This window comes from Paucibacter sp. B51 (genome assembly GCF_027863535.1).
GTDB lineage: Bacteria > Pseudomonadota > Gammaproteobacteria > Burkholderiales > Burkholderiaceae_C > Paucibacter_A > Paucibacter_A aquatilis.
On sequence record NZ_JAPIVN010000001.1, the window covers coordinates 2,151,116 to 2,176,394 of the forward strand.

The following is a 25,279-nucleotide window of genomic DNA, read 5'->3' on the forward strand; positions in this document are numbered from 1 at the left end:
GGGAGGCAATCGGCAAAGACAGAGAACGAGCGGATCTGGGGCATAAGCCCGCAGGGCAGGGGCGAAACCTGCTCGGTCGCTAATTCTCGGACGCCGACTTTTCCGGGCTGCGCGGGCTGTTGCGCAGGAACAGGCGCGAGACGGTTTGTGCCAGCTGCAGGCGCTGCTCGCCGTCGACGCTGTGCAGCTCGGCCAGGGCGCCGTGCAGCATTTTTTGCGTCAGGCCGCGGGCCAGGGCTTCCATGACTTCGTCGACATCGGCGCCCTTGGCCAACAGCTTGCGCGCGCGGCTCATTTCATGCTCGCGCCAGTCCTCGGCCTGGGCATTGAGGGCCTGGATCAGGGGCACGGTGTGGCGCTGGCCCAGCCAGTGCACAAAACTCTGCACACCGGTCTCTATGATGGCTTCAGCCTGCTCGACCGCGGCCTGGCGTTTTTCACCGGCCGACTGCACCAGGGTGGCGAGCTCGTCGACGGTGTAGAGGTAGACATCGTCCAGCTGCGCGACTTCGGGCTCGATGTCGCGCGGCACGGCCAGGTCGACCATGAACATGGGGCGGTGGCGGCGTGCTTTCAGCGCCCGCTCGACGGCGCCGAGGCCGATCAGAGGCAGGCTGCTGGCGGTGCAGGAGATCACCGCGTCGAATTCATGCAGACGCTGAGGCAGGTCGGCCAGACGCACGGCCTCGGCGCCCAGGCGGGTGGCCAGCTTCTCGCCGCGCTCCAGCGTGCGGTTGGCCACGGCCATGTGCAGCGGTGTCTTGGCGGCGAAATGGGTGGCCACCAGCTCAATCATCTCGCCGGCGCCAACGAAGAGCACGCGGATCTTGCTCAGGTCTTCAAACAGCTGGCCGGCCAGGCGCACCGAGGCGGCGGCCATGCTGATGGAATGCGCGCCGATTTCGGTCGAGCTGCGCACCTCCTTGGCCACCGAGAAGCTGCGCTGGAAGAGCTGGTGCAAGGTGGTGCCGACCGTGCCGGCATCGGTGGCCTCGCGCACGGCCTGCTTCATCTGGCCGAGGATCTGCGGCTCGCCCAGCACCATGGAATCGAGCCCGCTGGCGACGCGGAAGGCGTGGCGCGCCGCGGCGCTGCCCTCGCGCACATAGGCGTGGTCCATCAGCGCGGCCGGGCTGACGCCGCCGACCTGGGCCAGCCAGTCCACGGCCGGCTGCACGCCGGCGCCCGAGCCGGCGACATAGATCTCGGTGCGGTTGCAGGTGGAGAGGATGGTGGCTTCGGCCGGCGCGTTGCTGCTGCGGGCGCCGCGGCTCAGTTGCTCGCGAAATTGCAGCAGGGTTGGCGCCAGCTGGTCCAGCGAGAACGCAAAACGCCCGCGCAGATCCAGGGGCGCGGAGTTGTGGTTCAGACCGAGGGCGAAGACCGTCATGGGCAGATTATAAAATTGACTCGGCACGCGCCCTGTCGCAGTAAGGCCATGCGCGGGCCGGAAAAGCTTGATATGCATCAAGCCTGCCGAAAAACAAAGCGAATACTCAGCCGATCAACGACCGAGTGCCTCTTGCCGATCCCGGCTGCACCGTCCACCCGAGCCCCGTCACCTTGAACGTCCTGGACGCCTTCTGGCACCTGAGCAATTTCTTCCTGCCCGCTTGGGCCGTTGCCGCCTTGATGGCGGGTGGCGCCAAGCTGCTGTGGCGGCGTGAGCTCAAGGCCCTGGCCTGGCGGCGCCTGACGGTCTGGGGTGGCTGGGGCGGCAGCGCGGCCTTGATCCTGGCTCTCGTGCTGCTCGGTCGGGACGGCAAGATGCTGGGCTATGGGCTGATGCTTTTGGGCATCAGCCTGCCGCAATGCATCTTGAGCTTCAGGCCGGGGCGCTGACGGTCTCCGCGGTCAGCACCTCGGCGCGCAGCGAGTGCGCGAAGGCCTGGGTGATGCGCACATCGACCAGCTGGTTCATCAGGCGCGGCTGACCCTTGAAGTTGACGATGCGGTTGCACTCGGTGCGGCCCATCAGCTCGCTGGCGTCCTTGCGGGCATTGCCGGTCACCAGGATGCGCTGGGTCGTGCCAACCATGGTTTCGCTGATGGCCAGGGTGTTGGCCTCGATCACGGCTTGCAGCTCCTGCAGGCGCTTGACCTTCACTTCGTAGGGCGTGGTGTCCTCTAGGGCCGCGGCCGGCGTGCCGGGGCGGGGGCTGAAGATGAAGCTGAAGGACGCGTCGAAGCCGATGTCGTGCACCAGCTTCATCAGCTTGGCATGATCCTCCTCGGTCTCACCGGGGAAGCCGACGATGAAGTCACTGGCGATGCGGATGTCCGGGCGGATGGCGCGCAGCTTCTTGATCGTGCTCTTGAACTCGAGGGCCGTGTAGCCGCGCTTCATGGCCATGAGGATGCGGTCGCTGCCATGCTGGACCGGCAGGTGCAGGTGGTTGACCAGCTGCGGCACACGGCCGTAGGCCTCGATCAGGCGCTGGCTGAACTCGTTCGGGTGGCTGGTGGTGAAGCGCAGGCGCTCGATGCCGGGGATCTCGGCCGCGTATTCGAGCAGCAGGGCCAGGTCGGCGTATTCGCCCGTGTCGCCCATCTTGCCGCGGTAGGCATTGACGTTCTGACCCAGCAGATTGAACTCCACCACGCCCTGGTCGGCCAGGCCGGCAATCTCGGTCAGCACATCGTCAAACGGGCGCGAGACCTCTTCGCCGCGGGTGTAGGGCACGACGCAGTAGCTGCAGTACTTGGAGCAGCCTTCCATGATGGAGACGAAGGCCGAGGCGCCTTCGACCTTGGCCGGCGGCAGGTGGTCGAACTTCTCGATCTCGGGGAACGTGATGTCCACCTGCGGGCGGCGCTCTTCGCGGCGCGCGGCCAGCATCTGCGGCAGGCGGTGCAGGGTCTGCGGGCCGAAGACCACGTCCACATAGGGTGCGCGTTCGATGATGGCTGCGCCCTCCTGCGAAGCCACGCAGCCGCCGACGCCGATCAGAACGCCTTTTTCCTTCAGGTGCTTGACGCGGCCCAGATCGCTGAACACCTTCTCTTGCGCCTTCTCGCGCACCGAGCAGGTGTTGAAGAGGATCAAGTCGGCCTGCTCGACATCGTCGGTTTTCTCGTAGCCCTGGGCGGCTCCCAGCACATCGGCCATCTTGCCCGAGTCGTACTCGTTCATCTGGCAGCCGAAGGTCTTGATGAAGACTTTTTTGCGGGTCGGGGTGGCGTTGTTGTCGTGGCTGCTCATGGCGGTGGCTCGCAGAAAAAATGGAGAGGCCGGCCTACGCAGGCCAGCCAGATCAAACAATGGAGGGAGGCGCGCTGAAGCGCGGGCTCAGCGCTTGAGCCAGGTCTGGGTGCCCGGCTCAAAAGCCCAGCTGGCCGCTTCCAGCGGCGTGCGGGGCCAGGTCTTGTTGGCCAGCTCCACCGGGTTCAGCACCCAGACATCGAGCACCTGGCCATCGGGCGCCACGGTGTAGTGCACGGTCAGCTTCTGGCCGGCCAGGCTGGCCGGCTGCTGCAGCAGATTGTTGGGGCCGTAGACGCGCGTGCCGGGCGAGAGCCGGGCTGGCTGGCCGTTGAGCAGCACATCGGGTGTTTGCACCAGCTGGAACTCGCCGCGCAAGGTCTGCGGGCTGAACTGGCGGTGGGTCTGTGCGTGCGCGACATAGGGCGCACTCAGCGCCAGACTGGCACCCGCTGCGAGCAGCAGGGCATGGGGAACACAGCGTTGCATGGTATCTGTCCAGGGGCTGCGTGAATCGGAGCGGCTGCGCGGCGGCGGCCAGGTGGGCGGCGCCGGCGAAGGCGCAATCGTGCATTTTAGTTCAGACGAGGCTCAGGGCTCCTGCTGGCCACGCCGGTTCGTCGCCAGTCCTTCACGGCATCAGCCGACCACACCGTCGAAGAAGATCTTCCATTGCCCGTTCTGCTCACGCCAGTACTGGCGCTTGAGGCGGGCGCGCTCGTCCTGGGCGCTCTGCTCACGGTAGGTGACGATGAGCACCGGCTCCGCATGCTGGCCCGGCAGCACGCTCAGGCGCTCCAGCGATTGCACCGGCAGCTCCTGGCGGGCCATGCGCGCCAGATTCGTTTCCAGCTTGTCGCTGCTGCTGTCCGAGCCGCGTTGCAGCCCCGGTTCGTAGAGCTGGCGAAGGGTGGCGGCATCTTGGCGCAAGCGGGCCTGCTGCCATTGCTCGAAGGCCGACTCGAAACCGGCATCCAGCGCCGGCGGGCTGCTGACGCTGCTTTTCTTGACCCAGCGGATCTTGTCCATCACCAGCACCGGCGTCTCGCGCGGCGTCACGGTTTCGGCCAGCAGGCGCATCTCGTCATTGCTGAGCACGATGCAGCCGTCGGTGGACTGCGGGCTGCGCGCGTAATTGCCGGCGCGCTCGCCATGCAGCCAGATGCTGGTGCCGCCGCGGCCGGCCAGGCGGTCGATCTCGTTGGGGTAGTTCAGCGGCAGGGCGGCGGCGCCGTAGCGCGAGGCCGCCTCGTCGCGGCGCAGGCCCACGTAGTAGGTGCCCAGCGGCGTGCGCTGGTCGCCTTCGACCAGCTTGCCGGTGCCCAGCTTGCCTATCGAGATGTAGCTGTCGCGCACCAGGCGCACGCCCTGTGCGCTGTTCTCGAACAGATACAGCCGGGCGCGGCTGGTGTCCACCATGATGGCGTGGCGCACGCTGGGCGAGAGTCCGAACATCTGCTCGGGCAGGGCGTCTTGCGGCGGCCGCTCGACCAGGGCGGCCAGGCGCAGGCGCGCCTCGGTGCGCAGCAGCGCCGCCGGGTCCGAGCTCTTGGCGCCACCGGCCGCGGCCAGCTGGCGCTCGACCGCCTCGCCCTGGCCGCTGCGGGCCAGCAACAAGGTGCCGTAAACCATTTGCGCCAGAGCGAAATCGGGCTGCCGGCGCACCAGCTGCTCCACCAGGGCAAAGGCCTGGCCTTCTTCGCCGCGGGCCAGCAGCTGGTAGGTCTGGATCAGCTGGCCTTCGGGCGTTTGTCCGTCGATCTGGGCCGTCAGCAGGTCGGGCGTCTTGCTGGGCGAGGGGCTTCCGATCTTGCTGTTGGCGCTCTTGCCGCTCAGCGCCGACGGTACGCTCAACTCCACCCGCGCCGAGACAAAACCGACGGCGCCGATGGCGCCCAGCACCGCAGCGGCCAGGCCGGCGATCAGCAGGGGGCGGCGGCGGCCGGCGCGACGGCGCCGGGAGGACAGGCGCTCGGCCAGGCGGTCAAGATCGGAATTCGGAGCCGGCATGGGACAGCAGATTCGCAACAGTGCGGACGGAAATAACGGGGCGCAAGAGGAGGGGCAGGGCGATGTGGCTTCAGACCGGGATCAGCGGTTGGTCTCGTCCGAAATCTGCCAGCGCCCGTTGCGGCCGCGGTTCAGGGTGAAGCTCTTGCCGCTCTTCACGCTCAGGGCGTCGGAGTTGTAGTCCTGGCGCAGGCTGACCGTGGCCTTGTCGCCGCTGACCTTGACCTTGATGTCGCTGAGCGTGACCTTGATGCTCTTCTTGCTGGTGATGCGGTCGCGGCGCTCCTGCTCCCAGGCCTTGCGGCTGGGCGATTTGCCCTTGAAGTCGGGCGCGTAGGCGGCGTAGTAGCCGTTCATGTCACGCGAGCTCCAGGCCTTGGCCCAGGCCAGCATGGTGTTCTCGACCGCCTGGCGGTCGGCAGCGGCGCTGTTCTCGGCCTTGCTCGCTTCAGGCTTGGCGGCGGGCGCAGGCGCTGGCTTGGCGGTCGGTGTCGGAGTAGGCGCCACGACGGCCGGGGCCGGAGCAGGGGCTGGCGCGGCGACCGCAGGTGCTGGTGCAGGCTTGGCCGCCGGCGCAGGGCTTGGTGCTGCAGCAGGTGCTGGCGCTGGAGCCGGAGTCGATGCGGGAGCAGGAGCGGGTGCAGGCGCAGGTGTCGCGGCCGGTGCTGTGCTGGGCTTGGGCGCCTTGCGCGGGTCCACGCTCGATTCAAAGATGTTCTGCACCACGGCCAGCTTCAGCGGCAGCACGCCGTCGTTCTTGTCCAGGGCCAGGGCTTTCTTGTAAGCCTGGCCGGCCAGGCGGGCATAGACATCGCCGAGGTTCTGGAAGGCGGTCGCGTAGGCCGGGTTGGTGCGGATGGCCAGCTCCAGGGCCTGGCGGGCTTTTTCGTACTCGCCCTGGTTGCCGTAGAGCACGGCCAGGTTGTTGTAGGGGCCGGGTAGCTCGGGGTGGGTCTCGATCAGCTTCTGGAACACGCCGATGGCTTCGGCATTGCGGTTCAGCAGCGAGAGCGCAATGCCGCGTTGCAGGCGCAGGCGCGGGTCCTCGGGCTTGGCGGCCAGCAGCTGATCGACTTTTTTCAAGCCCTCGGCGGCCTTGCCGGCGGCCAGGATGGCCTGCACCTCGCTGACCTCGTCGGCGCGAGCGGGACCGGTGCTCATCAAACCCAGCGACAGGGCCAGCAGGCTGGCCAGGACGGTCGGGCGGAACGCGGTGCGTGTCACGGACAAGAGCTTGGAGGAGGGCATGGTCGCGGCCGAGTGGGAATTGGCGCCGATTGTAGTGGGCCGACCCCGGCGTCGCCCGGGCCGGCTGGCACCGGAACTACCCGGGTTTCCCGGCCTTGCTGGGGCTCTTGACCCAGGGGGTGCATGCTAGAGTCAGTCGCAGTTTCTGCTGGAGGCCCAGCAGCCTTGAACCGCCCTGGTGTGCATGCTGCATAACGTTGATTTTCACGAACGGATGTTCCCTCGGGCTCGCGGCCTGGCGCTGCCGGTGCTGTGCTTGCTGGCGCTGGCCGCCGGCCCCAGCCGGGCGCTGGACATCAGTCCGCCGCGTCTGCATTCGGCCCTGGGTCAGCCGCTGGAGGTGCAGATCGGCCTGCGCCTGAGCCCCGGCGACAAGATCAGCAAGACCCTGACCGACCCCTGCTTCAAGGTCGAGTTGAGCGTCGGTGAGCGCACGCTCAAGACCGCCGAGTTCATGCGCTCCATCGATTGGCAGGCGGCCGACGGCAGCATCCAGATGCGCTTGCACACCGCTGCGCCCGTGACCGAACCCCTGGTGCAGCTCAGCCTGGGCTGCCCACGCCAGCAATTCAGCCTGATGCTGGATCCTGCCCTGGCCTTGCCGCCAACGGCGGCCGGCCCGCTGCAGCCGGCGCCCGAGCGCGCGGCCGCTGGCCAATCGCCGGCCAAAGCCTCGGCACCGGCGCGGGGCCATCGCGGCGGCCCTGCCTTGCGCCTGGATGCCTCACTGTCCGAGCGTGCCCCTGACACACCCGCCGCCGCCGGCGCCGGCGCCGACTGGTTTGCCCCGCTGGCCGGCATTCGTCTCTTGCTGGCCCTGGATGTCGGTGGCCCCGAAGGCGCCACGCCCGAGACCCATCCCGGTGTCGAAGGCCCGCGGCCCGATCGCATCAAGCAGGCCGAGGCGCAGTTCCTCGCTTTGCAGAACGAGCAAAGGCAGTTGCAGGCCGAGATGGCCCAGCTCAGCAGCGAGTTGCTGGCCCGTGAGCAGCGCCGTGCCGCTGGCCAGGCGCAATCCACCGGCTGGCTGATCGGCCTGGCCGCCCTGGCGCTGCTGGCGGGGGCGGCGGCCTGGTTCTGGCAGCGCCGCCAGGCCACGGGTCAAGGCTGAGCGAGACCGGCGTCGCCGCCGGACGCAAGACCCCAGAAAAAGGGCTCCCGCGGGAGCCCTTTGCTTTGCTCGCTGCTAGCGGCTGCTGCAATCAGGCCTGGGCCTGGCTGCGGCGGCGCGAGAACAGGCCGATGGCGCCCAGGCCGGCCAGCATCAGGGCGACGCTGGCGGGCTCCGGCACCGGGGTGGTCGGCACGAAGGGCTCGTAGCCCAGCTCCAGGCGGCCGTTCGGGCCGGCGCTCAGGGAGTTGGCGATCAGGGTGCCCTCCAGGTGGCCGCTGCCGATCACATCCGCCTTCACGGCCAGCACGCTGCCGTTGATGAAGCTGGCCACGTTCAGGCTGGTGGCGTTGCTGAAGTTGTAGAGGATGCGGTCGCGGTGCTGGGCCAGCGCATCGCTGGAGTTGACCTGGTGGCCGCCGTAGTCACCGCTGAGCACCACATTGCTGAGCGTGCTGTTGATGATCACATGGGCGCCGGCCTTGACGTTCTCGAGCGTGATGGTGGTGGCCAGCGAGGTGTTGCCGAGGTTGAAGACCTGCGGGTTGTCGCTGCCGTCGCCGGTCAGCTTGAGGCCGCCCGAGCCGGGCAGGGCCTGGAAGCTGCCGTTGGCGCTCAGGCTGGCGAGCTGGGTGGACAGGCTGCTCAGCTGGGTCTTGGCGGCGCCGAAGTCCAGGTAGCTGGCGTTCTGTACGGCGCTGCCGTACTGCCAGTCGCGGGCCGTCAGGCTGCTGCCGTAGACGATCTGGCCGAAGTTCAGGGCGCCCGGCACCCAGCTGGCTTCGGACGGGCCGATGCCGGCATTGGTGTCGATGTCGGTGTTGGGGCCGTTGTAGACGGTGCCGGCCGGTCCGCCCGAGCTGTTGGTCAGCGACACGCCGCCCTTGACCACCAGGCTGGGCTGGGTGGAGCCGTAGGCATTGCGATAGCCGATGTCGAAGCCGCCGGTCAGGTTGCCGCCGACCGCCAGGCGGCCTTCCACATCCGAAGCCGCGTTGACATTGCCGAAGAAGAAACCGCTGTAGCCGCTGGCCGGGCCCAGGTCGATCACCGAGGCTTGTGCCGAACCGGCCATCAGCAGCAGGGTCGCCACGGCAGATACCAGTTTGATTCCGCCGATTGTGCGGAGGCTGTTTGTTTTCATCATGAATCCCTTGCGTAAGAACGGCGTGCAGGCAGGGAAATGCCTGCGCTGCAGCCGGCGGGATTCTAGAAATAACGCGCTATTTACTCACCCCCGGTTCGAGGGATGTGGTTTTATATTGGTATTCTGTTTGGCGCATGGCTGGCGTCACAATTTTGACTGCTGCATGCGCTGGGACAGGGCTTCGGCGCTCTCCTTGCGCTCGCTGTAGCGGTCCACCAGGCAGGGGCCGATGTCGCGGGTGAGCAGGGTGAATTTGTAGAGCTCCTCCATCACATCGACGACACGGTCGTAGTAGCTGGAGGGCTTCATGCGGCCTTGCTCGTCGAACTCCTGCCAGGCCTTGGCCACCGAGCTCTGATTGGGGATGGTCAGCATGCGCATCCAGCGGCCCAGGACCCGCAGCTGGTTCACGGCATTGAAGCTTTGCGAGCCGCCGTTGACCTGCATCACCGCCAGGGTCTTGCCCTGGGTTGGACGCACGGCACCGCTGCTCAAGGGGATCCAGTCGATCTGCGCCTTCATCACGCCAGTCATGGCGCCGTGGCGCTCGGGGCTGCTCCAGACCATGCCCTCGCTCCACAGCACCAGCTCGCGCAGCTCCTGCACCTTGGGGTGGCTGTCGCTGCTGTCGTCCGGCAGGGGCAGGCCGCTGGGGTTGAAGAAGCGCACTTCGCCGCCCATGGCTTGCAGCAGGCGGCCGGCCTCTTCGGCCAGCAAGCGGCTGAAGGAGCGCTCACGCAGCGAGCCGTAGAGGATCAGAAAGCGCGGTGCATGCGTGCTGGGCTGGGCAGGGCGCAGGGCTTCGAGGCTGGGGCGCTGGAACAACTGTGTGTCCAGAGCCGGGAAGTCTTCGGGCTTGATGGGAAGAGCGTCAGTCATGGCGTGTGGGTCGAGGTGAGAGCGCGGGGTAGGAGCGCATGGTGCAGCGCCAGGCCCAGCCCGGCGCCCAGCAACTCGGCCAGCACAAAGCCGGGCGCGCTGGCCGGGGCGATGCCGGCAAAGCTGTCGCTGAACATGCGGCCGAACACGGCGGCGGGGTTGGCAAATGAGGTGGAGACGGTGAACCAGTAGGCCGCGCCGATATAGGCCGCCACCAGGGATGAGGCCCGGCCTGCCGGCGCGCGCAGGATTACCAGCAGCAGGCCGGCAGTGGCGATGCCCTCGGCCAGCCATTGCGCCGGGCCGGCGCGCAGCTTGGCCGAGGTCTGCAGCAAGGGCAGCTCGAACATCGCGTGGGCCGCCCAGGCGCCGAGCAGCGCACCGAGCAATTGGGCGGCGATGAAGGGCGCCAGGCTGGGCCAGGGCAGCTCGCGGCGCCAGGCCATCACCAGGGACACGGCCGGGTTGAAATGGGCGCCACTGATGGGGCCGAAAACCTCGATCAGCACATAGAGCCCGCCCACGGTGGCGGCCGTGTTGGCCAGCAGGGCGAGGGCGACATTGCCGCCGGCCAGGCGCTCGGCCATGATGCCGGAGCCGATGACGATGGCCAGCAGCAGGGCCGTGCCCAGGGCTTCGGCCAGCAGTTGTTGAGTCGACAAGCGTTGGTGCATGGTGAACAGGCCCCCGCCGACTCAGCTGCGCGCAATGGCTTGCAGGGCCGCGGCCAGCTCGGCGCCGCGCAGGCGCTCCAGCGGCAGGGCCAGCAGCTGCAGCATGCGGTAGGCAATCGCCTGACGGGTCAGCTCGAAGGCGCGGCGCTTGCCTTCCTCACCGCCCTCGGCGTTCGACGGGTCGGGGTAGCCCCAGTGCACCTTCACGGGCTGCTGTTCGCCGCCGGAGAAGAACACCGGGCAGGTTTCGGCCGCGGCGCTGTCGCAGACGGTGATGACGATGGACAGCGGCGGCGCCTCCGGGCCCGTGAACTCGTCCCAGCTCTTGCTGCGGTAGCCCGCGACATCGACGCCGGCATTCGTCAAGGCTTCCAGCGCGAAGGGGTTGAGCCGGCCGCTGGGCGCGCTGCCGGCGCTGTGGGCGCGTACATCCCGGCCGAGCTTTTGGGCCCAGTGATTGAGCATGCCTTCGCTGAGCACGCTGCGCGCGGAGTTGTGGGTGCAGAGGATGAGGACGTGGGTGGTCATGGCGTAGACGAGAGGGTGGTGGGGCAGGCTTGATGAGGGTGCGGGATCAGCAGCCGCAGTCCAGCGGCTTGGGCTGCAGGCAGTCCTGGCCTTGGCAGCAGTTCTCGCCGAGGTAGGCCAGCAGGCTGTTCATCTGCGCAAAGTCGGCGCGGTAGACCAGATTGCGGCCCAGGCGCTCCTGGCTGAGCAGTCCGGCGTTGCTGAGTTCCTTGAGGTGAAACGACAGGGTGGCTGCCGGCAGGCCCAGGGCTTCGGCCAGGGCACCGGGCGTCAAGCCGTCCAGCCCGGCGACCACCAGCAGGCGAAAAATGCGCAGGCGGTGGCTTTGGGCCAGGGCGGCGAGGGCGCGGATGACGATGTCTTCTTCCATGTTTTAAATTATTCCATAACTATGGAATTATCGAAGGGTTGAGGTGTTCAGAATCGCTTGACTCTGGACTCACTCCAGGGTTTCCAATGCAAGCCATGGACACACGCGCCCCTTCTGCTTCCCGCTCCGCGACTCATGGTCATGCCCACAGCCATGACCATGACCATGAACACGGTCATGCCCAAGCCCCGGCCACGTCGGCCGCCCACGGCGACTGCTGCGGCCATGCCTGCGAGACGGCCGAGCCGGTGTTGCCTCCGGCCGCGCCCACCGCGCTGACCGGTTACACCCGCTACCGCATCGCCAGCATGGACTGCGCGGTCGAGCAGGCCGAGATCCGCGCGGCACTGGAGCCGATCGCCGGTATCGAAGCGCTGCGTTTCGATCTGCCGCACCGCCAGCTGGCCCTGAAAGCACCGGAGGCCGTGCAGGCCCAGGCCCTGGCTGCCATCCGCCGGCTCGGCTACGAGCCGCAGCTCTTGTCCCAGAATGCCGAGCCGGGCGCTGCCGCATCTTCGGGTCTTGGTGCCGGTATTTCGCGCTTGATCGCCTCCTTGCTGGCGGCTTTGGGTGCCGAAGCCCTGGCCTTTTTCGCGCCGGACACGCTGCCCTGGCAGATCGCCTCCATGGCCCTGGCCCTGACGGCCATCGGCCTGGCCGGGCTGGAGACCTACAAAAAAGGCCTGGCGGCGCTGCGTGTCGGCCGCCTCAACATCAATGCCTTGATGGCCGTGGCCGTCACCGGCGCCTTTGTCATCGGCCAATGGCCCGAGGCGGCCATGGTGATGGCGCTGTACGCCCTGGCCGAGCTGATCGAGGCACGCGCCGTGGACCGTGCGCGCCATGCCATCCAGAGCCTGCTGGCGCTGGCGCCCGAGGATGCCGAAGTGCTGCAGGCCGACGGCCAGTGGCGCCGCTTGCCCAGCGGCGATGTGCCCCTGGGCGCGACCGTGCGCCTGAAGCCGGGCGAGCGCGTGCCGCTGGATGGCCGCGTGCTGCGTGGCCAGAGCGCGGTGGACCAGGCCCCGGTCACCGGCGAGAGCCTGCCAGTGGACAAGCGGGCCGGCGATGCGCTGTTTGCGGGCACCATCAACCAGACCGCGGCGCTGGAATTCGAAGTCACGGCCCTGGCGGCCGACAGCACCCTGGCCCGCATCATCCATGCCGTCGAAGAGGCCCAGTCCAGTCGCGCGCCGACGCAGCGTTTTGTCGATCGCTTTGCGGCCATCTACACCCCGGCGGTCTTTGTGCTGGCACTGGCCGTGGCGGTTCTGATGCCCTGGCTGGCCGGCTGGACCTGGATGCAATCGGTCTACAAAGCCCTGGTGCTGCTGGTGATCGCCTGTCCCTGCGCCCTGGTGATCTCGACGCCGGTGACGGTGGTCAGCGGCCTGGCTGCTGCGGCGCGGCGCGGCATCCTGATCAAGGGCGGGGTCTATCTGGAAGAGGCCCGCAAGCTCAAGGTGGTGGCGCTCGACAAGACCGGCACCTTGACCGAAGGCCGGCCGGTGCTGACGCATTTTGAGCTGCTGCGCCCCGCCGCCGAGTTGGCGTGCGTGCAGGCCTGGGCCCAGGCCCTGGCTGCGCGCTCTGACCACCCGGTGTCCAAGGCCATCGCTCAGGGCCTCACGGTGGCCGCCATGCCCGAGGTCCAAGGCTTCCGCGCCGAAGCGGGCCGTGGCGTGGCCGGCCAGGTCGAGGGTCAGGCGCTGGTGCTGGCCAACCACCGCTGGATCGAGGAGCGCGGCCAGTGCTCGCGGGAACTGGAGGCGCAGATGGCGGTGCATGAGCAGGCCGGCCGCAGCGTCAGCCTGCTGGCCGATGCCGGCGGCGTGCTGGCCTTGTGCGCCGTGGCCGACACGGTCAAACCTTCCAGCCGCCAGGCCGTGGCCGACCTGATCGATCTGGGACTGACCCCGGTCATGCTCTCGGGCGACAACCCGCGCACCGCGCAGGCCATCGCGGCCCAGCTGGGCATCACCGAGCTGCGCGCCAACTTGCTGCCCGAGGACAAGCTGGCCGCCATCAGCGAGTTGCAGACCCGCCTGGGCCCCACGGCCATGGTGGGCGACGGCATCAACGACGCGCCGGCTCTGGCCCGCGCCGACATCGGCTTTGCCATGGGCGGCGCCGGCACGCACACAGCCATGGAGGCGGCCGATGTGGTGGTGATGAATGACGACCTGTCGCGCCTGCCCGAGACCATTCGCCTTTCGCGCCGCGCCCGCGCCGTGCTCTGGCAGAACATCGCCTTGGCGCTGGGCATCAAGGCGGCTTTTTTGCTGGCCGCTCTGTTCGGCAGCGCGACCATGTGGATGGCGGTGTTCGCCGATATGGGCGCCAGCTTGCTGGTGGTGTTCAACGGCCTGCGCATGTTGCGCGGCCCGCGCCGCTGAAATTCAGGGTTGTCCCGCATCGAATTTGCCTTGCTGGCTATACTGCGCCCGCTCTCGTTCAAGCCCTTCATGCGCCGTCTCCTCCTCACCCTGCTGGCACTGTTGATGCTGGCCCAGTCCAGCTGGGCTGCGGCAGCGCTGTGCTGCATCAAGGAGTTCCAGGCCAGTGCGCTGGAGGCGGCCGTGCATCTGCAAGGCCAGGCCCATGCCGAGCCGCGTGAGCCTCAAGTGCTCGGCGATGACAGTGATGCGCTTGAGCTCAGGGCCCAGGATGTCTGTGCCCTCGGCCACTGCCATTGCAACCATTCGCCCCTGGCTCTGTCGCCCGACGCCGATCTGGGCGCCCAGGCCGACGGCGCCGAGCGGCGCCCGCCGCCGCGCTGCGCAGCGGCGCGCTCGCACATTCCCGAGGGGCGCGACCGCCCCAACTGGCTGCGCGCCTGAGCGGCGCGTCGTCCAAGACTCTTTTTCCCTTTTGCTCGTCCTCACGCGGCCAGGCCGTGTGATGTGAGCTCGGCCTGAACGCTTCAGTTTCAGGCCTGCCGGACGCTGCGCCGACCACCCGTATGTGCTGTTTTTCCACACAAACCGGAGTGTTCGATGCGAACCCCTTTTTTGAATTCTGTTGGCCCCGTGCCGCTGCGGATGACACGCGCCGCTGCGCTGCTGTCGCTCTGCGCCCTGGCGCTGCTGAGCCCGGGCTTGCGGGCGCAAACGCCTGAACCTGTCCCCACGGCGAGCTTGAGCCTGCCGCAAGCCCTGAACCTGGCCCTGAGCCACAACCCCGACCTGGCCGCTGCGCGCCTGGAGCTGCAGGCTCAGGAAGCGGCCGAGCAGCAAGCTGGCGTGGGCCCCAACCCAGAGCTCAGCCTGCTGATCGAAGACACGCGCCGTGCCAGCCGCAGCAGCACCGTGCAGTGGAGCCAGGCCCTGGAGCTGGGCGGCAAGCGCGCCGCCCGCGTGGCCGCGGCCGCCCATGCACGCGAGCAGGCGGCCGTGGGCTTGCAGGCTCGGCAGGCCGAGCTGCAGGCCGCCGTCAGCACGGCATTCTTTGAACTGCTGGCGGCGCAGGAGCAGCAGCGCTTGAGCGAATCGGCCATGCAGCTGGCCGAGCGCAGCGTGCAGGCGGTGCAGCTGCGTTTGCAGGCCGGCAAGGTGGCGCCGCTGGAGCTGCACAAGGCGCAGGTCGCGGCCGGCGCCGTGCGTGCGGACCTGGCCCAGGCGCGCAGTGAGCTGAGCCTGGCCCGCCAGCGCCTGGCGGCGCTCTGGGGCGGCGCCGAGGCCCGCTTCGAGCGCGCCGAGGGCCAGGCCGAGCAGATGCCGCCCATCAGCGCCGAAGTCGCGCCCAGCAGCACGGCGCTCGATGAAGCGCCGGCCCTGCGCCTGGCCCGCCTGGACATCGCCCGCCGCCAGGCCCTGACGGCCGGCGAGCGCGCCAAGCGCGTGCCTGATGTGACCGTCAGTCTGGGCGCCAAGCGTGAGGCGGAAACGGGGCGAAGCATGGCCGTGGTCGGCCTGTCTCTGCCTTTGCCGCTGCGCGATCGCAACGAGGGCAATCTGCTCGAAGCGCTGAAGCGCGAGGAGCAGGCGCGCGAGCAACTGGCCGCCGCGCAAGTGCGCCTGCGCTTGGACCTGGCGCAAGCCCAGGAGCGCCTGCGCCAGACCCGCCTGCAGCAGCTGAGCCTGCGCGAGCAGCAGCTGCCGCTGGCGCAGACGGCGTTTGACACCGCGCTGCGCGGCTACGAGCTGGGCAAGTTCGCTTTCATTGATGTGCTCGATGCCCAGCGCAGCCTGTTCCAGCTGCGCCAGCAAGCCCTGCGCCAGAGCGCCGAAGCCTGGCGCGCCGCCGCCGAGATCGCCCGCCTTTTGGGGCTGCCGCCTTTCGCCGTGCAGCCCACCACCCAACAAGACCGCACATCATGAAGAACAGCACCAACACAGAGTCTACAAATCCCAGTCCGGCAGCACGCCCCAAGAAGCAGGCCCTGGCCGTGGCCGTGGTCCTGGCCATGGGCCTGGCCGGCGGCTGGGCCATCCTGCGCGGCGGGCCGGCCGTGGCCGGGGCTGAGGCCCATGCGCACGGCGAAGGTGAGGCGCCCCACGAAGAGGCGCCCTCTGTGGCGGCCCCGCCCGTGGTGGCCGCCTCGGCCCCTGCTGTGGCGGCCAGCTCCGCCGACGGCGGCGAAGAATTCGTCGAGCTCAGCGACGAGCAGCTGCAGCGCCAGGCCATCCGCCTGGAAGCCGCCGGGCCGGCCAAGCTGGCCCGCAGCCTGGAGCTGCTGGGCGAGATCAAGCTGAACCAGGACCGCAGCGTGCTGGTGACGCCGCGCCTGGCCGGCCAGGTCGAGGCGGTGCGCGTCAGCGCCGGTGACCGGGTGCAGGCCGGCCAGGTGCTGGCCGTCATCTCCAGCCAGGCCCTGGCCGACCAGCGCAGCGAGCTGCTGGCGGCGCAAAAGCGCGTGGCCCTGGCGCGCGGCGTCTACGAGCGCGAGAAGAAACTCTGGGAGGAAAAGATCAGCGCCGAGCAGGACTACCTGCAAGCCCGCCAGGCCTTCCATGAGGCGGACATCACGGCCGAAAACGCGCGCCAGAAGCTGCAGGCCCTGGGCGCCGGCGCGGCGGCCAGCGGCACCGCGGGCCTGACCCGTTACGAGGTGCGCGCGCCCATGGCTGGCGTGGTGGTCGAGAAAAAGATCAGCGTCGGCGAGGTGCTCAAGGACGATGCGCCCATCTTCCAGCTGGCCGATCTGGGCACGCTGTGGGTGGAGCTGAGCCTGCCGGTGCAGACCCTGGGCCAGCTGAAGATCGGCGCGCGCGGCCGCATCCAGGGCGCACCGGCCAGCGAGCCGGCGCTGACGCTGAGCCATATCGGCAGCACGGTGGCCGAGCAAAGCCGCAGCGCCATGGCCCGCTTGTTGCTGCCCAACCCGCGCGGCCAGTGGCGGCCGGGCCAGCCGGTGACGGTGGCGCTGCAAACCGGCCAAACGGGCGCCTCGGGTGAGGTGACGGTGCCGGTGGCGGTGCGCAACGAAGCGCTGCAAAACCGCGAAGGCCGTGACGAGGTGTACGTGCGCGAAGGCCAGCGCATGGTGGCCCGCGCCGTGCGCCTGGGCCGCAGCGACGGCAGCCACACCGAGGTGCTGCAAGGCCTGAGCGCTGGGGAGCGCTATGCCTCGGCCAACAGTTTTGTCGTCAAGGCCGATCTGGGCAAGTCGGCTGCGGCCCACGCGCATTGAAAAAGAGCGAGAGGACGCAAACCATCATGTTTGAAAAACTCATACGAGCCGCCATCGCCCAGCGCTGGGTGGTGATGCTGGGCGTGCTGGCCATGGCGCTGTGGGGCTTGTACAGCCTGCAGCGCCTGCCCATCGACGCCGTGCCGGACATCACCAATGTCCAGGTGCAGATCAACACCGAGGCGCCTGGCTACTCGCCGCTGGAATCCGAGCAGCGCGTCAGCTTCCCGATTGAGACGGCCATGGCCGGCCTGCCGAATCTGGAGCAGACGCGTTCGCTTTCGCGTTACGGCCTGTCTCAGGTGACCGTGGTGTTCAAGGATGGCACCGACATCTACTTCGCCCGCCAGCTGGTGAACGAGCGCATCCAGCAGGCGCGCAGCCAACTGCCGGCCGGCCTGGCGCCGGCGCTGGGGCCCATCGCCACTGGCCTCGGTGAGATCTATATGTGGACGGTGGAGGCCAAGCCTGAGGCGCGCCGGCCCGATGGCCAGGCCTACACGCTCAGCGATCTGCGCGAGATCCAGGACTGGATCGTCAAGCCGCAGCTGCGCACCGTGCCCGGCGTGACCGAGATCAACACCATCGGCGGCCATGCCAAGGAGTACCTGGTGGCGCCCCGGCCCGAGCAGCTGGTGGCCCATGGCCTGAGCATGGCCGAGCTGGTGCAGGCGCTGGAGCGCAACAACAGCAATGTCGGCGCCGGCTATATCGAGCGGCGCGGTGAGCAGTATTTGATCCGCGCGCCGGGTCAGCTGGGCTCGATCGAGGACATAGCCAACACGGTGATCCAGACCCGCCAGGGCCTGCCGCTGCGCGTGCGCGATGTGGCCGAGGTGGGTCTGGGCCAGGAGCTGCGCAGCGGCGCGGCCACCGAGAACGGCCGCGAGGTGGTGCTGGGCACGGTCTTCATGCTGATGGGCGAGAACAGCCGCGTGGTCGCGCGCGCGGTGGACTTGAAGCTCAAGGAGATCGCCCGCAGCCTGCCCGAGGGCGTGATCGTGCAGACGGTGTACGACCGCACGGTGCTGATCGACAAGGCGATTGCCACCGTCAAGAGCAATCTCTTCGAGGGCGCGCTGCTGGTGGTGGCGGTGCTCTTTCTCTTCCTCGGCAATCTGCGCGCGGCCCTGATCACGGCGGCGGTGATTCCGCTGGCCATGCTGTTCACGTTCAGCGGCATGGTGGCCAACCGCGTCAGCGCCAATCTGATGAGCTTGGGCGCGCTGGACTTCGGCATCATCATCGACGGCGCCGTGGTCATCGTCGAGAACTGCGTGCGCCGCCTGGCCCATGCCCAGGCCCTGGCCGGCCGACGCTTGAGCCGCAGCGAGCGCTTTGCCGAGGTGTTTGCCGCCGCGCGCGAGGCACGCCGGCCGTTGCTCTACGGCCAGCTCATCATCATGGTGGTCTACCTGCCGATCTTTGCCCTCAGCGGGGTCGAGGGCAAGATGTTCCACCCCATGGCCTTCACCGTGGTGGCGGCCCTGGCGGGCGCCATGATCTTGTCGCTGACCTTTGTGCCGGCGGCCGTGGCCTTGTTCATCGGCGAGCATGTGGCCGAAAAGGAAAACCGCCTGATGGGCTGGGCCCGCCGCGGCTATGCGCCGGCCCTGGACTGGGCCTTGCTGAACAAGCCCCTGGTGCTGGCGCTGGCGGCAGTGTCGGTCAGCCTGAGCGGCCTGATGCTCAGCCGCATGGGCAGCGAATTCGTGCCCAGCCTGGATGAGGGCGATATTGCCCTGCATGCCTTGCGCATCCCGGGCACCAGCCTGAGTCAATCGGTGGCCATGCAGGCCGAGCTGGAGCGGGTGATCCAGACCTTCCCCGAGGTGCAGCGCGTCTACGCCAAGCTGGGCACGGCCGAGATCGCCACCGACCCCATGCCGCCCAATGTGGCCGACACCTTTGTCATGCTCAAGCCTCGCGCCCAGTGGCCCGACCCCAAGCGGCCCACGGCCGACCTGGTGGCCGCGCTGCAGGCGGCCGTGGCCCAGGTGCCGGGCCAGAACTACGAGTTCACCCAGCCCATCCAGATGCGCTTCAACGAGCTGATCTCGGGCGTGCGCAGCGATGTGGCCGTCAAGGTGTTTGGCGATGAGATGGCGGTGATGGAGCGCAGCGCCGAGGCCATCGCGGCGGTGCTGCAGCGCATCCCCGGCGCGGCCGATGTCAAGGTCGAGCAGACCACCGGCCTGCCCATGCTCAGCCTGCAGTTGGACCGCGCCAAGCTGGCCCGCCTGGGCCTGAGCGTGGCCGAGGTGCAGGAGAGCGCGGCCATCGCCATCGGTGGCCAGGAGGCGGGCACGCTGTTCGAGGGTGACCGCCGCTTCGACATCCTCGTGCGCCTGCCCGAGACCCTGCGCAGCGATGTGGAGGCGCTCAAGCGTTTGCCGCTGCGCCTGCCGCCAACGTCTGCCAATGCCGCGCCGGCCTACGTGACCCTGGGTGAGGTGGCGCAGTTCGACATGGCGCCGGGCCCCAATCAGCTGAGCCGCGAACAAGGCAAGCGCCGCGTGGTCGTGACGGCCAATGTGCGCGGACGCGACATCGGCTCCTTTGTGGCCGAGGCGCAAGCCCGGCTGCAGGCCGAGGTCAAGATCCCGCCGGGCTACTGGACCCAGTGGGGCGGCACCTTCGAGCAGCTGCAGTCCGCCGGCCAGCGCCTGAAGATCGTTGTGCCCCTGGCCTTGAGCCTGGTCTTCCTGTTGCTGTTCGCCATGTTCCGCGACCTCAAGGACGGCCTGCTGGTCTTCACCGGTGTGCCCTTTGCGCTGAGTGGCGGCATCGCAGCGCTCTGGCTGCGCGACATCCCGCTGTCCATCTCGGCCGGCGTGGGCTTCATCGCCCTGTCCGGGGTGGCGGTGCTCAACGGCCTGGTGATGATTGCCTACATCCGCAGCCTGCGCGAAGAGCAGGGCATGGGCCTTGATGATGCCGTGCGCGAAGGGGCGCTGACCCGCCTCCGCCCGGTGCTGATGACGGCCTTGGTCGCCTCGCTCGGCTTCGTGCCCATGGCCCTGGCCGTGGGCACCGGCGCCGAGGTCCAGCGCCCGCTGGCCACGGTGGTGATTGGCGGCATCTTGTCGTCCACCGCGTTGACCTTGTTGGTGCTGCCGGTGCTGTATCGCTGGGTGCATGGGCGATGGGCTGCGCGCCAGAACTTGGCGCACAGCGCACAAGCGCACGAAGAGCAACAGTTGCAAGCAAACGCAAGTGCCGCTGACATCCGCGCTTAGGCCTGGCCGCTGCAAATGCTAGGCTTGCCGCCGCCGCCGCTGTTCGCTCGACTGGGCCATGCCGCCCCTTCGGGTGATGGCCAAGGGGCGCGGCGGCGGGCAAGCTGCACAGCTTCGATCGACGCAACAGACAAGAAGGAAGGGGAGGGTGCGATGCGCAAGATGGTTGCCATGCCGGCAGGCGAGATGTGGCTGGACGTGGTCGAGGGCGAGGTGGTCTCGCAGCAGAAATGGAGCGAGACCCATGTGCGAGGCTCCGGCGGCGGCGGGTACATCAACCAGGGTTCCGGTCATATCGCGAGCACACAGATCACCAGCTCGACCTCGGAGCAGCTGGAGTTCTGGGTCAAGAGCGACGACGGCAAGGAGACCGCCTTTCGCCTGTCCGATGTCGACATGGCCGTGCGCCCGGGGCAGCGTATGCGGATTGCCAGCGGGGCCAAGGCAGGTGCCAGGCAGAGCACGGTGCTGCTGGCCAAGAACTTCGCCAGCGGCGAGACCCATGGCCTGGTGTCCAACTGGCTGCACTGGGCTCTGTCGGCCGGTCTGTTGCGCCGCCCGCTCTGGTATCGCCTGCTCACCACCTGGCTGGCCCTGGGTCTGGCCCTGCTGGCCACCCTGACCTGGGTGCACATCAACAAAGATACCGCGGCCAACCAGGCGCTCGAAGCCTTGCTCGCCCCCGAACGCGGCGCGCCCTTGCCGCTGCTGCAGCTGAGCCAGACAGTGCTGGGCGATGCCATCGCCGGTGTTGGTGATGTGACGCGCGAGATCCAGCGCGCGATGGCGGCCGGCACAGAGAGCGCTCAGGGCAAGTTGGTGTCCAACCTGATGCTCTTGGTCGCCTGTGTGCTGGGCCTGTGGCTGACCTCGGCCCTGGCCCTCAAAGCCGCCGGCCGCCTGATCCTCGGTCTGACCTGGAACCGCCGCGCCGCCCGCAAGGTCCGCGAGCGCGTGCTGGCGGCCTTCGAGTGAGTCAGTCCTGAGGGACAGCTGGTCGAAGGGGGTGGGGGGGGAGGCTGCGGCGCTTTCTTCCAGCCGCTTCACGAGTGCTGATCCGGAAAAGAGAAAAGCCTTGCAAGTCGTCGACTTGCAAGGCTTCCAATTTGGTGGCGCTTCAGGGATTCGAACCCCGGACCTGCGGATTATGATTCCGTCGCTCTAACCGGCTGAGCTAAAGCGCCTCAAGCCCTCTACTATAGCACCGGTTTTTTGGGCGGCGCAAGAGTTCTTTGAAAAAATCTCAGGAAATTTGAAAACGAAAGGTGGGGCAAGGGACGGCGGCCGGCTGCAGCCGGGGCTGAAATCGGCCCCAAGCCTCGTGTCATGAGCTTTGCAGCGCGACGCGCACGGCGGCCAGGTCCCAGGCGGCATGGCCGACGGTCTTGAACAAGAGCGGCGGGCGAATCAGATCGGAGTGACGCAGTGCTTCGGCGAGGCTGTGCACGCGGCTCCAGTCGATGCCGGCCTGCAGCAGGTCGCCGGCTTCGTGGCGGGCGCCGTCGAGGTCGTCGACCCAGACCTGGCGGCGGCGTACTTCGCTGGCGGGCAGCTCGGCCATCTGCGGCGTGAAGCTGCCGATGCCGACGATCAAGGTGGTGTCGGCCACATGCGCGGGCAGCACAGCGCTGAGGCTGGTGGTGGCGGCCACCGTGACCTCGCTGTCTTCCAGCGCCTGCTCCAGGGGCAGGGCGCGCAGGCCCGGCAGGCCTTCCTTGCTCAGCTGCGCGGCGAAAGCCTCGCCCTGGCCGCGGTTGCGGCCGACGCAGCGCAGCTGCACGCCGGGCCAGCGCTGGCTCATGGCCCAGGCGTGGCTGCGTGCCTGTTCGCCGGTGCCGACCAGGGTCAGCACCGCGGGCGGGCGATGCAGCAGGGTTTCGATGCCGAGCAGGGTGACGGCGGCTGTGCGGCGCGCGGTGACCACCGAGCCGTCCATCACCAGCAGCGGTTCGCCGTGGCTGGCGCTGCTGACCAGCAAGCGGCCCTGGATGGTGGGCTGGCCCAAGGCCCGGTTGGCAGGGGTGACGGCGACCAGCTTGGTGATGGCGTACTGCGCATCGGTGCAGGGCATGGCCAGATAGCTGCCGCCATCGGGCAAGGGCAGGACGGAGCGGGTGGCCGCGTGGATCAGCCCGGCGCGCAGGTCCAGCATGGCTTGTGCCACGGCCGGCACGAGGCGATCGAAAGGCAGCAGGGCGGCTGTGGCCTGGGCGTCGAGGATGTCCATCGGGGCGCGAGCCGGGCGGCGAGGCGGCGGCTGGAAGCGTAGCGGGATTCGAGTATCCACCCGGGGCGTGGCAGTCGACCGGGTGGCCGGGCATTTCGGGCATTTCGCGGCGGCGGCTGGCGCTGGAGGGGCGCCGTTTATGATTCCGGCCGCAGCCGCAGGCGAGGGGGTCGATGCCGACGTCCCGCTGCGGTGCGAACCCCGATCACCGGGATGAGCGTCGCGCTGGCTCCGCCGGCCCACTCGCCCGCTGGCACTGCCCCGGCTTCCTGTCCTCCCGATCGTGAGGCCGCCGCAGCGCCGCAGCCCAAAGTGCCCATGTTCAGTTTCTTCAAGAAAAAGTTTTCCAGCAGCCCGGCGCCTGAGCCCGCTCCTGTCGCGGCTCCGGCTCCGACCCCAGCTCCGGTTTTGGCTCCGGCCTCGGATCCGGTGTCCGCGCCTGAGTTGGCGCCGGAGTTGGCGTCTGTGGCCGAGCCCGCCGCGCTGCCAGCGTCAGCCCCGGCCGCTGCTGCGGTGGCGACCGTGCCTGTGGCCGTTGAAGCCCCGGCGCCGGCGCCCGAGCCGCGCCGCAGCTGGATCGACAAGCTGCGTCAGGGCCTGCGCAAAACTGGCTCCAGCATCGCCCAGGTCTTCACCGGCACACAGATCGACGATGCGCTGTACGAGGAGCTGGAAGAAGCGCTGCTGATGGCTGACACCGGCGTCAAGGCGACCGAGTTCTTGTTGACCGATCTGAAACGCCGCGTCAAGGAAGCCAAGGCGACCGACCCTCAGGCCGTGCGCGGTCTGCTGGTCGAGGCTCTGGCCGAACTGCTCAAGCCGCTGGAGAAAAGCCTGGCCGTGGGCCAGCACAGCCCGACGGTGATGATGGTGGTGGGCGTCAACGGCGCCGGCAAGACCACCAGCATCGGCAAGCTCACCCGCCATCTGGCCGAGGCCGACCAAAAAGTGCTGCTGGCCGCGGCTGACACCTTCCGCGCGGCCGCGCGTGAGCAGCTGTCGGTCTGGGCCGACCGCACCCAGGTGCAGATCATCAGCCAGGAGGGCGGCGACCCGGCCTCGGTCACTTTTGATGCGGTCAGCGCCGGCCGTGCGCGCGGCTGCGATGTGGTGCTGGCCGACACAGCAGGCCGCCTGCCGACCCAGCTGCATCTGATGGAAGAGCTGAAGAAGATCAAGCGCGTGATCACCAAGGCGCAGGCCGATGCGCCGCACGAGGTGCTGCTGGTGGTGGACGGCAACACCGGCCAGAACGCGCTCAGCCAGGTCAAGTCCTTCGATGACGCGCTGGGCCTGACCGGCCTGATCGTCACCAAGCTGGACGGCACGGCCAAGGGCGGCGTGCTGGCGGCGATTGCCCGCGAGCGCGCCATTCCGGTCTATTTCATCGGAGTGGGCGAGAAGCTGGAAGACCTGCAGACCTTCAATGCGCGCGAGTTCGCGCAGGCCTTGTTGGAGTGAGCGGAGATTCTCGAGCGGGTGAACCGGTGAACCGCTCGGTTTCTGCACCATGAAAAAAGCCACCGCTTGCGGTGGCTTTTTCGTCGGTGAAGGGCCGGGGGCTTGGGGCTTCAGCCGCCGAGCCCACCCATGCCGCCCATGCCACCGCCGCCGCCCATCATGCCCTTCATGGCTTTCATGCCGCCCATCTTCTTCATCATCTTCATCAGGCCGCCGCCGCTCATCTTTTTCATCATGCCCTGCATCTGGTCGTACTGAGCCAGCACGCGGTTGACGTCCTGGATCTGCACGCCGGCGCCGGCGGCGATGCGGCGCTTGCGGCTGGCCTTGCTCTTGCCGTCCAGCAGCAGGGCGGGCTTGGCGCGCTCTTTGGCTGTCATGGCATTGAGGATGCCTTCCATGCGTTTCATGTCGCGCTCGGCGCGGTCCATGTCGGCCGCACCGGCCTTGGCGGTCATCTGGGTGGGCAGCTTGTCCATCAAGCCGGAGAGGCCGCCCATCTTCTTCATCTGCGAGATCTGGGCCAGGAAGTCGTTGAGGTCGAAGCCGCTGCCGGTCTTGAGCTTGTCGGCCAGCTTCTGCGCGGCGGCCACGTCCACGCCCTTGGTCACTTCCTCGACCAGGGCCACGATGTCGCCCATGCCCAGCACGCGGCCGGCGTGACGTTCGGCGTCGAACACTTCCAGGCCGTCGATCTTCTCGGACGTGCCCGCGAACTTGATCGGCGCACCGGTGATCTGGCGCACCGACAGCGCGGCGCCGCCGCGTGAATCGCCGTCCAGCTTGGTCAGGATGACGCCGGTCAGGGGCAGGGCTTCCTTGAAGGCCTTGGCCGTGTTGATCGCGTCCTGGCCCTGCATGGCGTCGACGACGAACAGGGTTTCAACCGGGTTCAGCACCGCGTGCAGATCGCGGATCTCGGCCATCAACGCTTCGTCGATGGCCAGGCGGCCGGCGGTGTCGACCAGCAGCACGTCGAAGTAATGCTTCTTGGCGTAGTCGATCGCGGCCAGGGCGATGTCGCGCGGCTTCTGCTCGGGGCTGGAGGCGAACCACTCGCCGCCGGCCTGCTTGGTGACGGTCTTGAGCTGTTCGATGGCGGCCGGGCGGTAGACGTCGGCCGAGACGGTCAGCACCTTCTTCTTGCGCTTCTCGATCAGGTGCTTGGTCAGCTTGGCGGTGGTGGTGGTCTTGCCGGCACCTTGCAAGCCGGCCATCAGGATAACGGCGGGCGGCTGGGCGGCCAGGTTGATGTCGGCCACGCCCTCGCCCATGGTGGCGGCGAGTTCCTTGTGGACGATGGAGACCAGCACCTGGCCCGGGTTGAGCGAGCCCACGACCTCGGCGCCGAGTGACTTCTCCTTGACCCGCGCGATGAAGTCGCGCACGACGGGCAGGGCCACGTCGGCTTCCAGCAGGGCCATGCGCACTTCGCGCAGCATCTCCTGGACATTGCTTTCGGTGATGCGGGCTTGGCCGCGCATCGTTTTCACGAGGCGACTCAGGCGGTCGGTCAAATTGGAAGCCATGGGGGGTGGCGCCGGTCCGGAC

General features: G+C 68.3%; 21 protein-coding genes and 1 tRNA gene. 9 read left to right on the forward strand and 13 right to left on the reverse strand.

All coding sequences use genetic code 11. From position 1 onward, the window contains the following. Positions 1 to 79: 79 nt before the first annotated feature. Positions 80 to 1,390, reverse strand: a complete 1,311-nt coding sequence (gene hemA, locus OOB33_RS09165; RefSeq protein ID WP_271008443.1) for a glutamyl-tRNA reductase — start codon at positions 1,388 to 1,390, stop codon at positions 80 to 82. Between the two features lie 173 nt (positions 1,391 to 1,563). Here hemA and OOB33_RS09170 point away from each other — a divergent pair, with 173 nt between their 5' ends. Beyond that, the gene (locus tag OOB33_RS09170) at positions 1,564 to 1,842 is read left to right on the forward strand and encodes a hypothetical protein (RefSeq protein ID WP_102767892.1); all 279 of its coding nucleotides are present in this window, start codon (positions 1,564 to 1,566) and stop codon (positions 1,840 to 1,842) included. On the opposite strand, the gene miaB is transcribed toward OOB33_RS09170, so the two are convergent. The 4 genes from miaB to OOB33_RS09190 form a co-directional block, all read right to left on the reverse strand. Beyond that, positions 1,826 to 3,202 carry a tRNA (N6-isopentenyl adenosine(37)-C2)-methylthiotransferase MiaB gene (gene miaB / locus OOB33_RS09175; protein ID WP_102767891.1) on the reverse strand — a complete coding sequence of 459 codons (1,377 nt, stop codon included), beginning with the start codon at positions 3,200 to 3,202 and terminating at the stop codon, positions 1,826 to 1,828. The two genes, OOB33_RS09170 and miaB, sit on opposite strands and share 17 nt — an antisense overlap. An 87-nt stretch (positions 3,203 to 3,289) precedes the next feature. Beyond that, positions 3,290 to 3,691, reverse strand: coding sequence for a hypothetical protein (locus OOB33_RS09180; protein ID WP_102767890.1), 402 nt, complete (start codon positions 3,689 to 3,691; stop codon positions 3,290 to 3,292). Between the two features lie 150 nt (positions 3,692 to 3,841). Next, on the reverse strand, positions 3,842 to 5,212 hold the full coding sequence (locus tag OOB33_RS09185) for a L,D-transpeptidase family protein (protein WP_102767889.1): 1,371 nt from the start codon (positions 5,210 to 5,212) through the stop codon (positions 3,842 to 3,844). An 81-nt stretch (positions 5,213 to 5,293) separates the two neighbouring features. Beyond that, complete coding sequence (locus OOB33_RS09190; protein WP_271008444.1) at positions 5,294 to 6,460, reverse strand: YybH family protein; 1,167 nt, start codon at positions 6,458 to 6,460, stop codon at positions 5,294 to 5,296. A 214-nt stretch (positions 6,461 to 6,674) separates the two neighbouring features. Here OOB33_RS09190 and OOB33_RS09195 point away from each other — a divergent pair, with 214 nt between their 5' ends. Continuing rightward, positions 6,675 to 7,571 (forward strand): type IV pilus assembly protein FimV, encoded by an 897-nt coding sequence (locus OOB33_RS09195; RefSeq protein ID WP_271008445.1) that lies wholly within the window; start codon positions 6,675 to 6,677, stop codon positions 7,569 to 7,571. Positions 7,572 to 7,662: 91 nt separating this feature from the next. On the opposite strand, the gene OOB33_RS09200 is transcribed toward OOB33_RS09195, so the two are convergent. From OOB33_RS09200 to OOB33_RS09220, 5 genes are all read right to left on the reverse strand, one after another. Further along, complete coding sequence (locus tag OOB33_RS09200; protein ID WP_165794560.1) at positions 7,663 to 8,664, reverse strand: choice-of-anchor A family protein; 1,002 nt, start codon at positions 8,662 to 8,664, stop codon at positions 7,663 to 7,665. A gap of 198 nt (positions 8,665 to 8,862) precedes the next feature. Continuing rightward, complete coding sequence (gene arsH / locus OOB33_RS09205) at positions 8,863 to 9,597, reverse strand: arsenical resistance protein ArsH (protein WP_271008446.1); 735 nt, start codon at positions 9,595 to 9,597, stop codon at positions 8,863 to 8,865. After that, a complete protein-coding gene (locus OOB33_RS09210) occupies positions 9,594 to 10,259 on the reverse strand; it encodes an aquaporin (RefSeq protein WP_271008447.1) in 666 nt (221 codons plus the stop codon). The genes arsH and OOB33_RS09210 overlap by 4 nt, the downstream gene beginning before the upstream one ends. A gap of 33 nt (positions 10,260 to 10,292) precedes the next feature. Then, positions 10,293 to 10,799, reverse strand: coding sequence for an arsenate reductase ArsC (locus OOB33_RS09215; protein ID WP_271008448.1), 507 nt, complete (start codon positions 10,797 to 10,799; stop codon positions 10,293 to 10,295). A gap of 46 nt (positions 10,800 to 10,845) precedes the next feature. Continuing rightward, a complete protein-coding gene (locus tag OOB33_RS09220) occupies positions 10,846 to 11,169 on the reverse strand; it encodes an ArsR/SmtB family transcription factor (protein ID WP_271008449.1) in 324 nt (107 codons plus the stop codon). Positions 11,170 to 11,255: 86 nt separating this feature from the next. Here OOB33_RS09220 and OOB33_RS09225 point away from each other — a divergent pair, with 86 nt between their 5' ends. The 6 genes from OOB33_RS09225 to OOB33_RS09250 all read left to right on the forward strand — a co-directional run bounded on the left by OOB33_RS09225 (position 11,256) and on the right by OOB33_RS09250 (position 21,015). After that, a complete protein-coding gene (locus OOB33_RS09225) occupies positions 11,256 to 13,565 on the forward strand; it encodes a heavy metal translocating P-type ATPase (RefSeq protein ID WP_442952997.1) in 2,310 nt (769 codons plus the stop codon). A gap of 69 nt (positions 13,566 to 13,634) precedes the next feature. Next, the gene (locus tag OOB33_RS09230; RefSeq protein ID WP_271008451.1) at positions 13,635 to 14,009 is read left to right on the forward strand and encodes a hypothetical protein; all 375 of its coding nucleotides are present in this window, start codon (positions 13,635 to 13,637) and stop codon (positions 14,007 to 14,009) included. 201 nt (positions 14,010 to 14,210) lie between these two features. Then, complete coding sequence (locus tag OOB33_RS09235) at positions 14,211 to 15,488, forward strand: TolC family protein (protein WP_271008452.1); 1,278 nt, start codon at positions 14,211 to 14,213, stop codon at positions 15,486 to 15,488. Then, positions 15,485 to 16,801 carry an efflux RND transporter periplasmic adaptor subunit gene (locus OOB33_RS09240; protein ID WP_271008453.1) on the forward strand — a complete coding sequence of 439 codons (1,317 nt, stop codon included), beginning with the start codon at positions 15,485 to 15,487 and terminating at the stop codon, positions 16,799 to 16,801. Before OOB33_RS09235 ends, OOB33_RS09240 begins: the two co-directional genes overlap by 4 nt. Positions 16,802 to 16,827: 26 nt before the next feature. Further along, positions 16,828 to 20,040, forward strand: coding sequence for an efflux RND transporter permease subunit (locus OOB33_RS09245; protein WP_271008454.1), 3,213 nt, complete (start codon positions 16,828 to 16,830; stop codon positions 20,038 to 20,040). A gap of 153 nt (positions 20,041 to 20,193) precedes the next feature. Beyond that, positions 20,194 to 21,015, forward strand: a complete 822-nt coding sequence (locus OOB33_RS09250; RefSeq protein WP_102767879.1) for a hypothetical protein — start codon at positions 20,194 to 20,196, stop codon at positions 21,013 to 21,015. A gap of 132 nt (positions 21,016 to 21,147) precedes the next feature. Here the strand turns inward: OOB33_RS09250 and OOB33_RS09255 are convergent. Both OOB33_RS09255 and OOB33_RS09260 read right to left on the reverse strand, forming a co-directional pair. Then, positions 21,148 to 21,224, reverse strand: a tRNA-Met gene (locus OOB33_RS09255). Between the two features lie 140 nt (positions 21,225 to 21,364). Next, positions 21,365 to 22,267 (reverse strand): delta(1)-pyrroline-2-carboxylate reductase family protein, encoded by a 903-nt coding sequence (locus tag OOB33_RS09260; protein ID WP_102767841.1) that lies wholly within the window; start codon positions 22,265 to 22,267, stop codon positions 21,365 to 21,367. A 213-nt stretch (positions 22,268 to 22,480) separates the two neighbouring features. Between OOB33_RS09260 and ftsY the strand changes: the two genes are divergently transcribed. Then, positions 22,481 to 23,728, forward strand: a complete 1,248-nt coding sequence (gene ftsY, locus OOB33_RS09265; protein ID WP_333780323.1) for a signal recognition particle-docking protein FtsY — start codon at positions 22,481 to 22,483, stop codon at positions 23,726 to 23,728. Positions 23,729 to 23,838: 110 nt separating this feature from the next. Here the strand turns inward: ftsY and ffh are convergent, their stop codons facing one another. Next, positions 23,839 to 25,257, reverse strand: a complete 1,419-nt coding sequence (gene ffh / locus OOB33_RS09270; protein WP_102767839.1) for a signal recognition particle protein — start codon at positions 25,255 to 25,257, stop codon at positions 23,839 to 23,841. Positions 25,258 to 25,279: the final 22 nt, after the last annotated feature.

What these genes read in the sequence shown, in the direction of transcription:
- hemA (WP_271008443.1), bottom strand. Translation starts at nt 1,390, where the DNA reads ATGACGGTCTTCGCCCTCGGTCTGAACCACAACTCCGCGCCCCTGGAT.
- miaB (WP_102767891.1), bottom strand. Translation starts at nt 3,202, where the DNA reads ATGAGCAGCCACGACAACAACGCCACCCCGACCCGCAAAAAAGTCTTC.
- OOB33_RS09180 (WP_102767890.1), bottom strand. Translation starts at nt 3,691, where the DNA reads ATGCAACGCTGTGTTCCCCATGCCCTGCTGCTCGCAGCGGGTGCCAGT.
- OOB33_RS09185 (WP_102767889.1), bottom strand. Translation starts at nt 5,212, where the DNA reads ATGCCGGCTCCGAATTCCGATCTTGACCGCCTGGCCGAGCGCCTGTCC.
- OOB33_RS09190 (WP_271008444.1), bottom strand. Translation starts at nt 6,460, where the DNA reads ATGCCCTCCTCCAAGCTCTTGTCCGTGACACGCACCGCGTTCCGCCCG.
- OOB33_RS09195 (WP_271008445.1), top strand. Translation starts at nt 6,675, where the DNA reads ATGTTCCCTCGGGCTCGCGGCCTGGCGCTGCCGGTGCTGTGCTTGCTG.
- arsH (WP_271008446.1), bottom strand. Translation starts at nt 9,597, where the DNA reads ATGACTGACGCTCTTCCCATCAAGCCCGAAGACTTCCCGGCTCTGGAC.
- OOB33_RS09215 (WP_271008448.1), bottom strand. Translation starts at nt 10,799, where the DNA reads ATGACCACCCACGTCCTCATCCTCTGCACCCACAACTCCGCGCGCAGC.
- OOB33_RS09220 (WP_271008449.1), bottom strand. Translation starts at nt 11,169, where the DNA reads ATGGAAGAAGACATCGTCATCCGCGCCCTCGCCGCCCTGGCCCAAAGC.
- OOB33_RS09225 (WP_442952997.1), top strand. Translation starts at nt 11,256, where the DNA reads ATGCAAGCCATGGACACACGCGCCCCTTCTGCTTCCCGCTCCGCGACT.
- OOB33_RS09230 (WP_271008451.1), top strand. Translation starts at nt 13,635, where the DNA reads ATGCGCCGTCTCCTCCTCACCCTGCTGGCACTGTTGATGCTGGCCCAG.
- OOB33_RS09235 (WP_271008452.1), top strand. Translation starts at nt 14,211, where the DNA reads ATGACACGCGCCGCTGCGCTGCTGTCGCTCTGCGCCCTGGCGCTGCTG.
- OOB33_RS09240 (WP_271008453.1), top strand. Translation starts at nt 15,485, where the DNA reads ATGAAGAACAGCACCAACACAGAGTCTACAAATCCCAGTCCGGCAGCA.
- OOB33_RS09245 (WP_271008454.1), top strand. Translation starts at nt 16,828, where the DNA reads ATGTTTGAAAAACTCATACGAGCCGCCATCGCCCAGCGCTGGGTGGTG.
- OOB33_RS09250 (WP_102767879.1), top strand. Translation starts at nt 20,194, where the DNA reads ATGCGCAAGATGGTTGCCATGCCGGCAGGCGAGATGTGGCTGGACGTG.
- OOB33_RS09260 (WP_102767841.1), bottom strand. Translation starts at nt 22,267, where the DNA reads ATGGACATCCTCGACGCCCAGGCCACAGCCGCCCTGCTGCCTTTCGAT.
- ftsY (WP_333780323.1), top strand. Translation starts at nt 22,481, where the DNA reads ATGAGCGTCGCGCTGGCTCCGCCGGCCCACTCGCCCGCTGGCACTGCC.
- ffh (WP_102767839.1), bottom strand. Translation starts at nt 25,257, where the DNA reads ATGGCTTCCAATTTGACCGACCGCCTGAGTCGCCTCGTGAAAACGATG.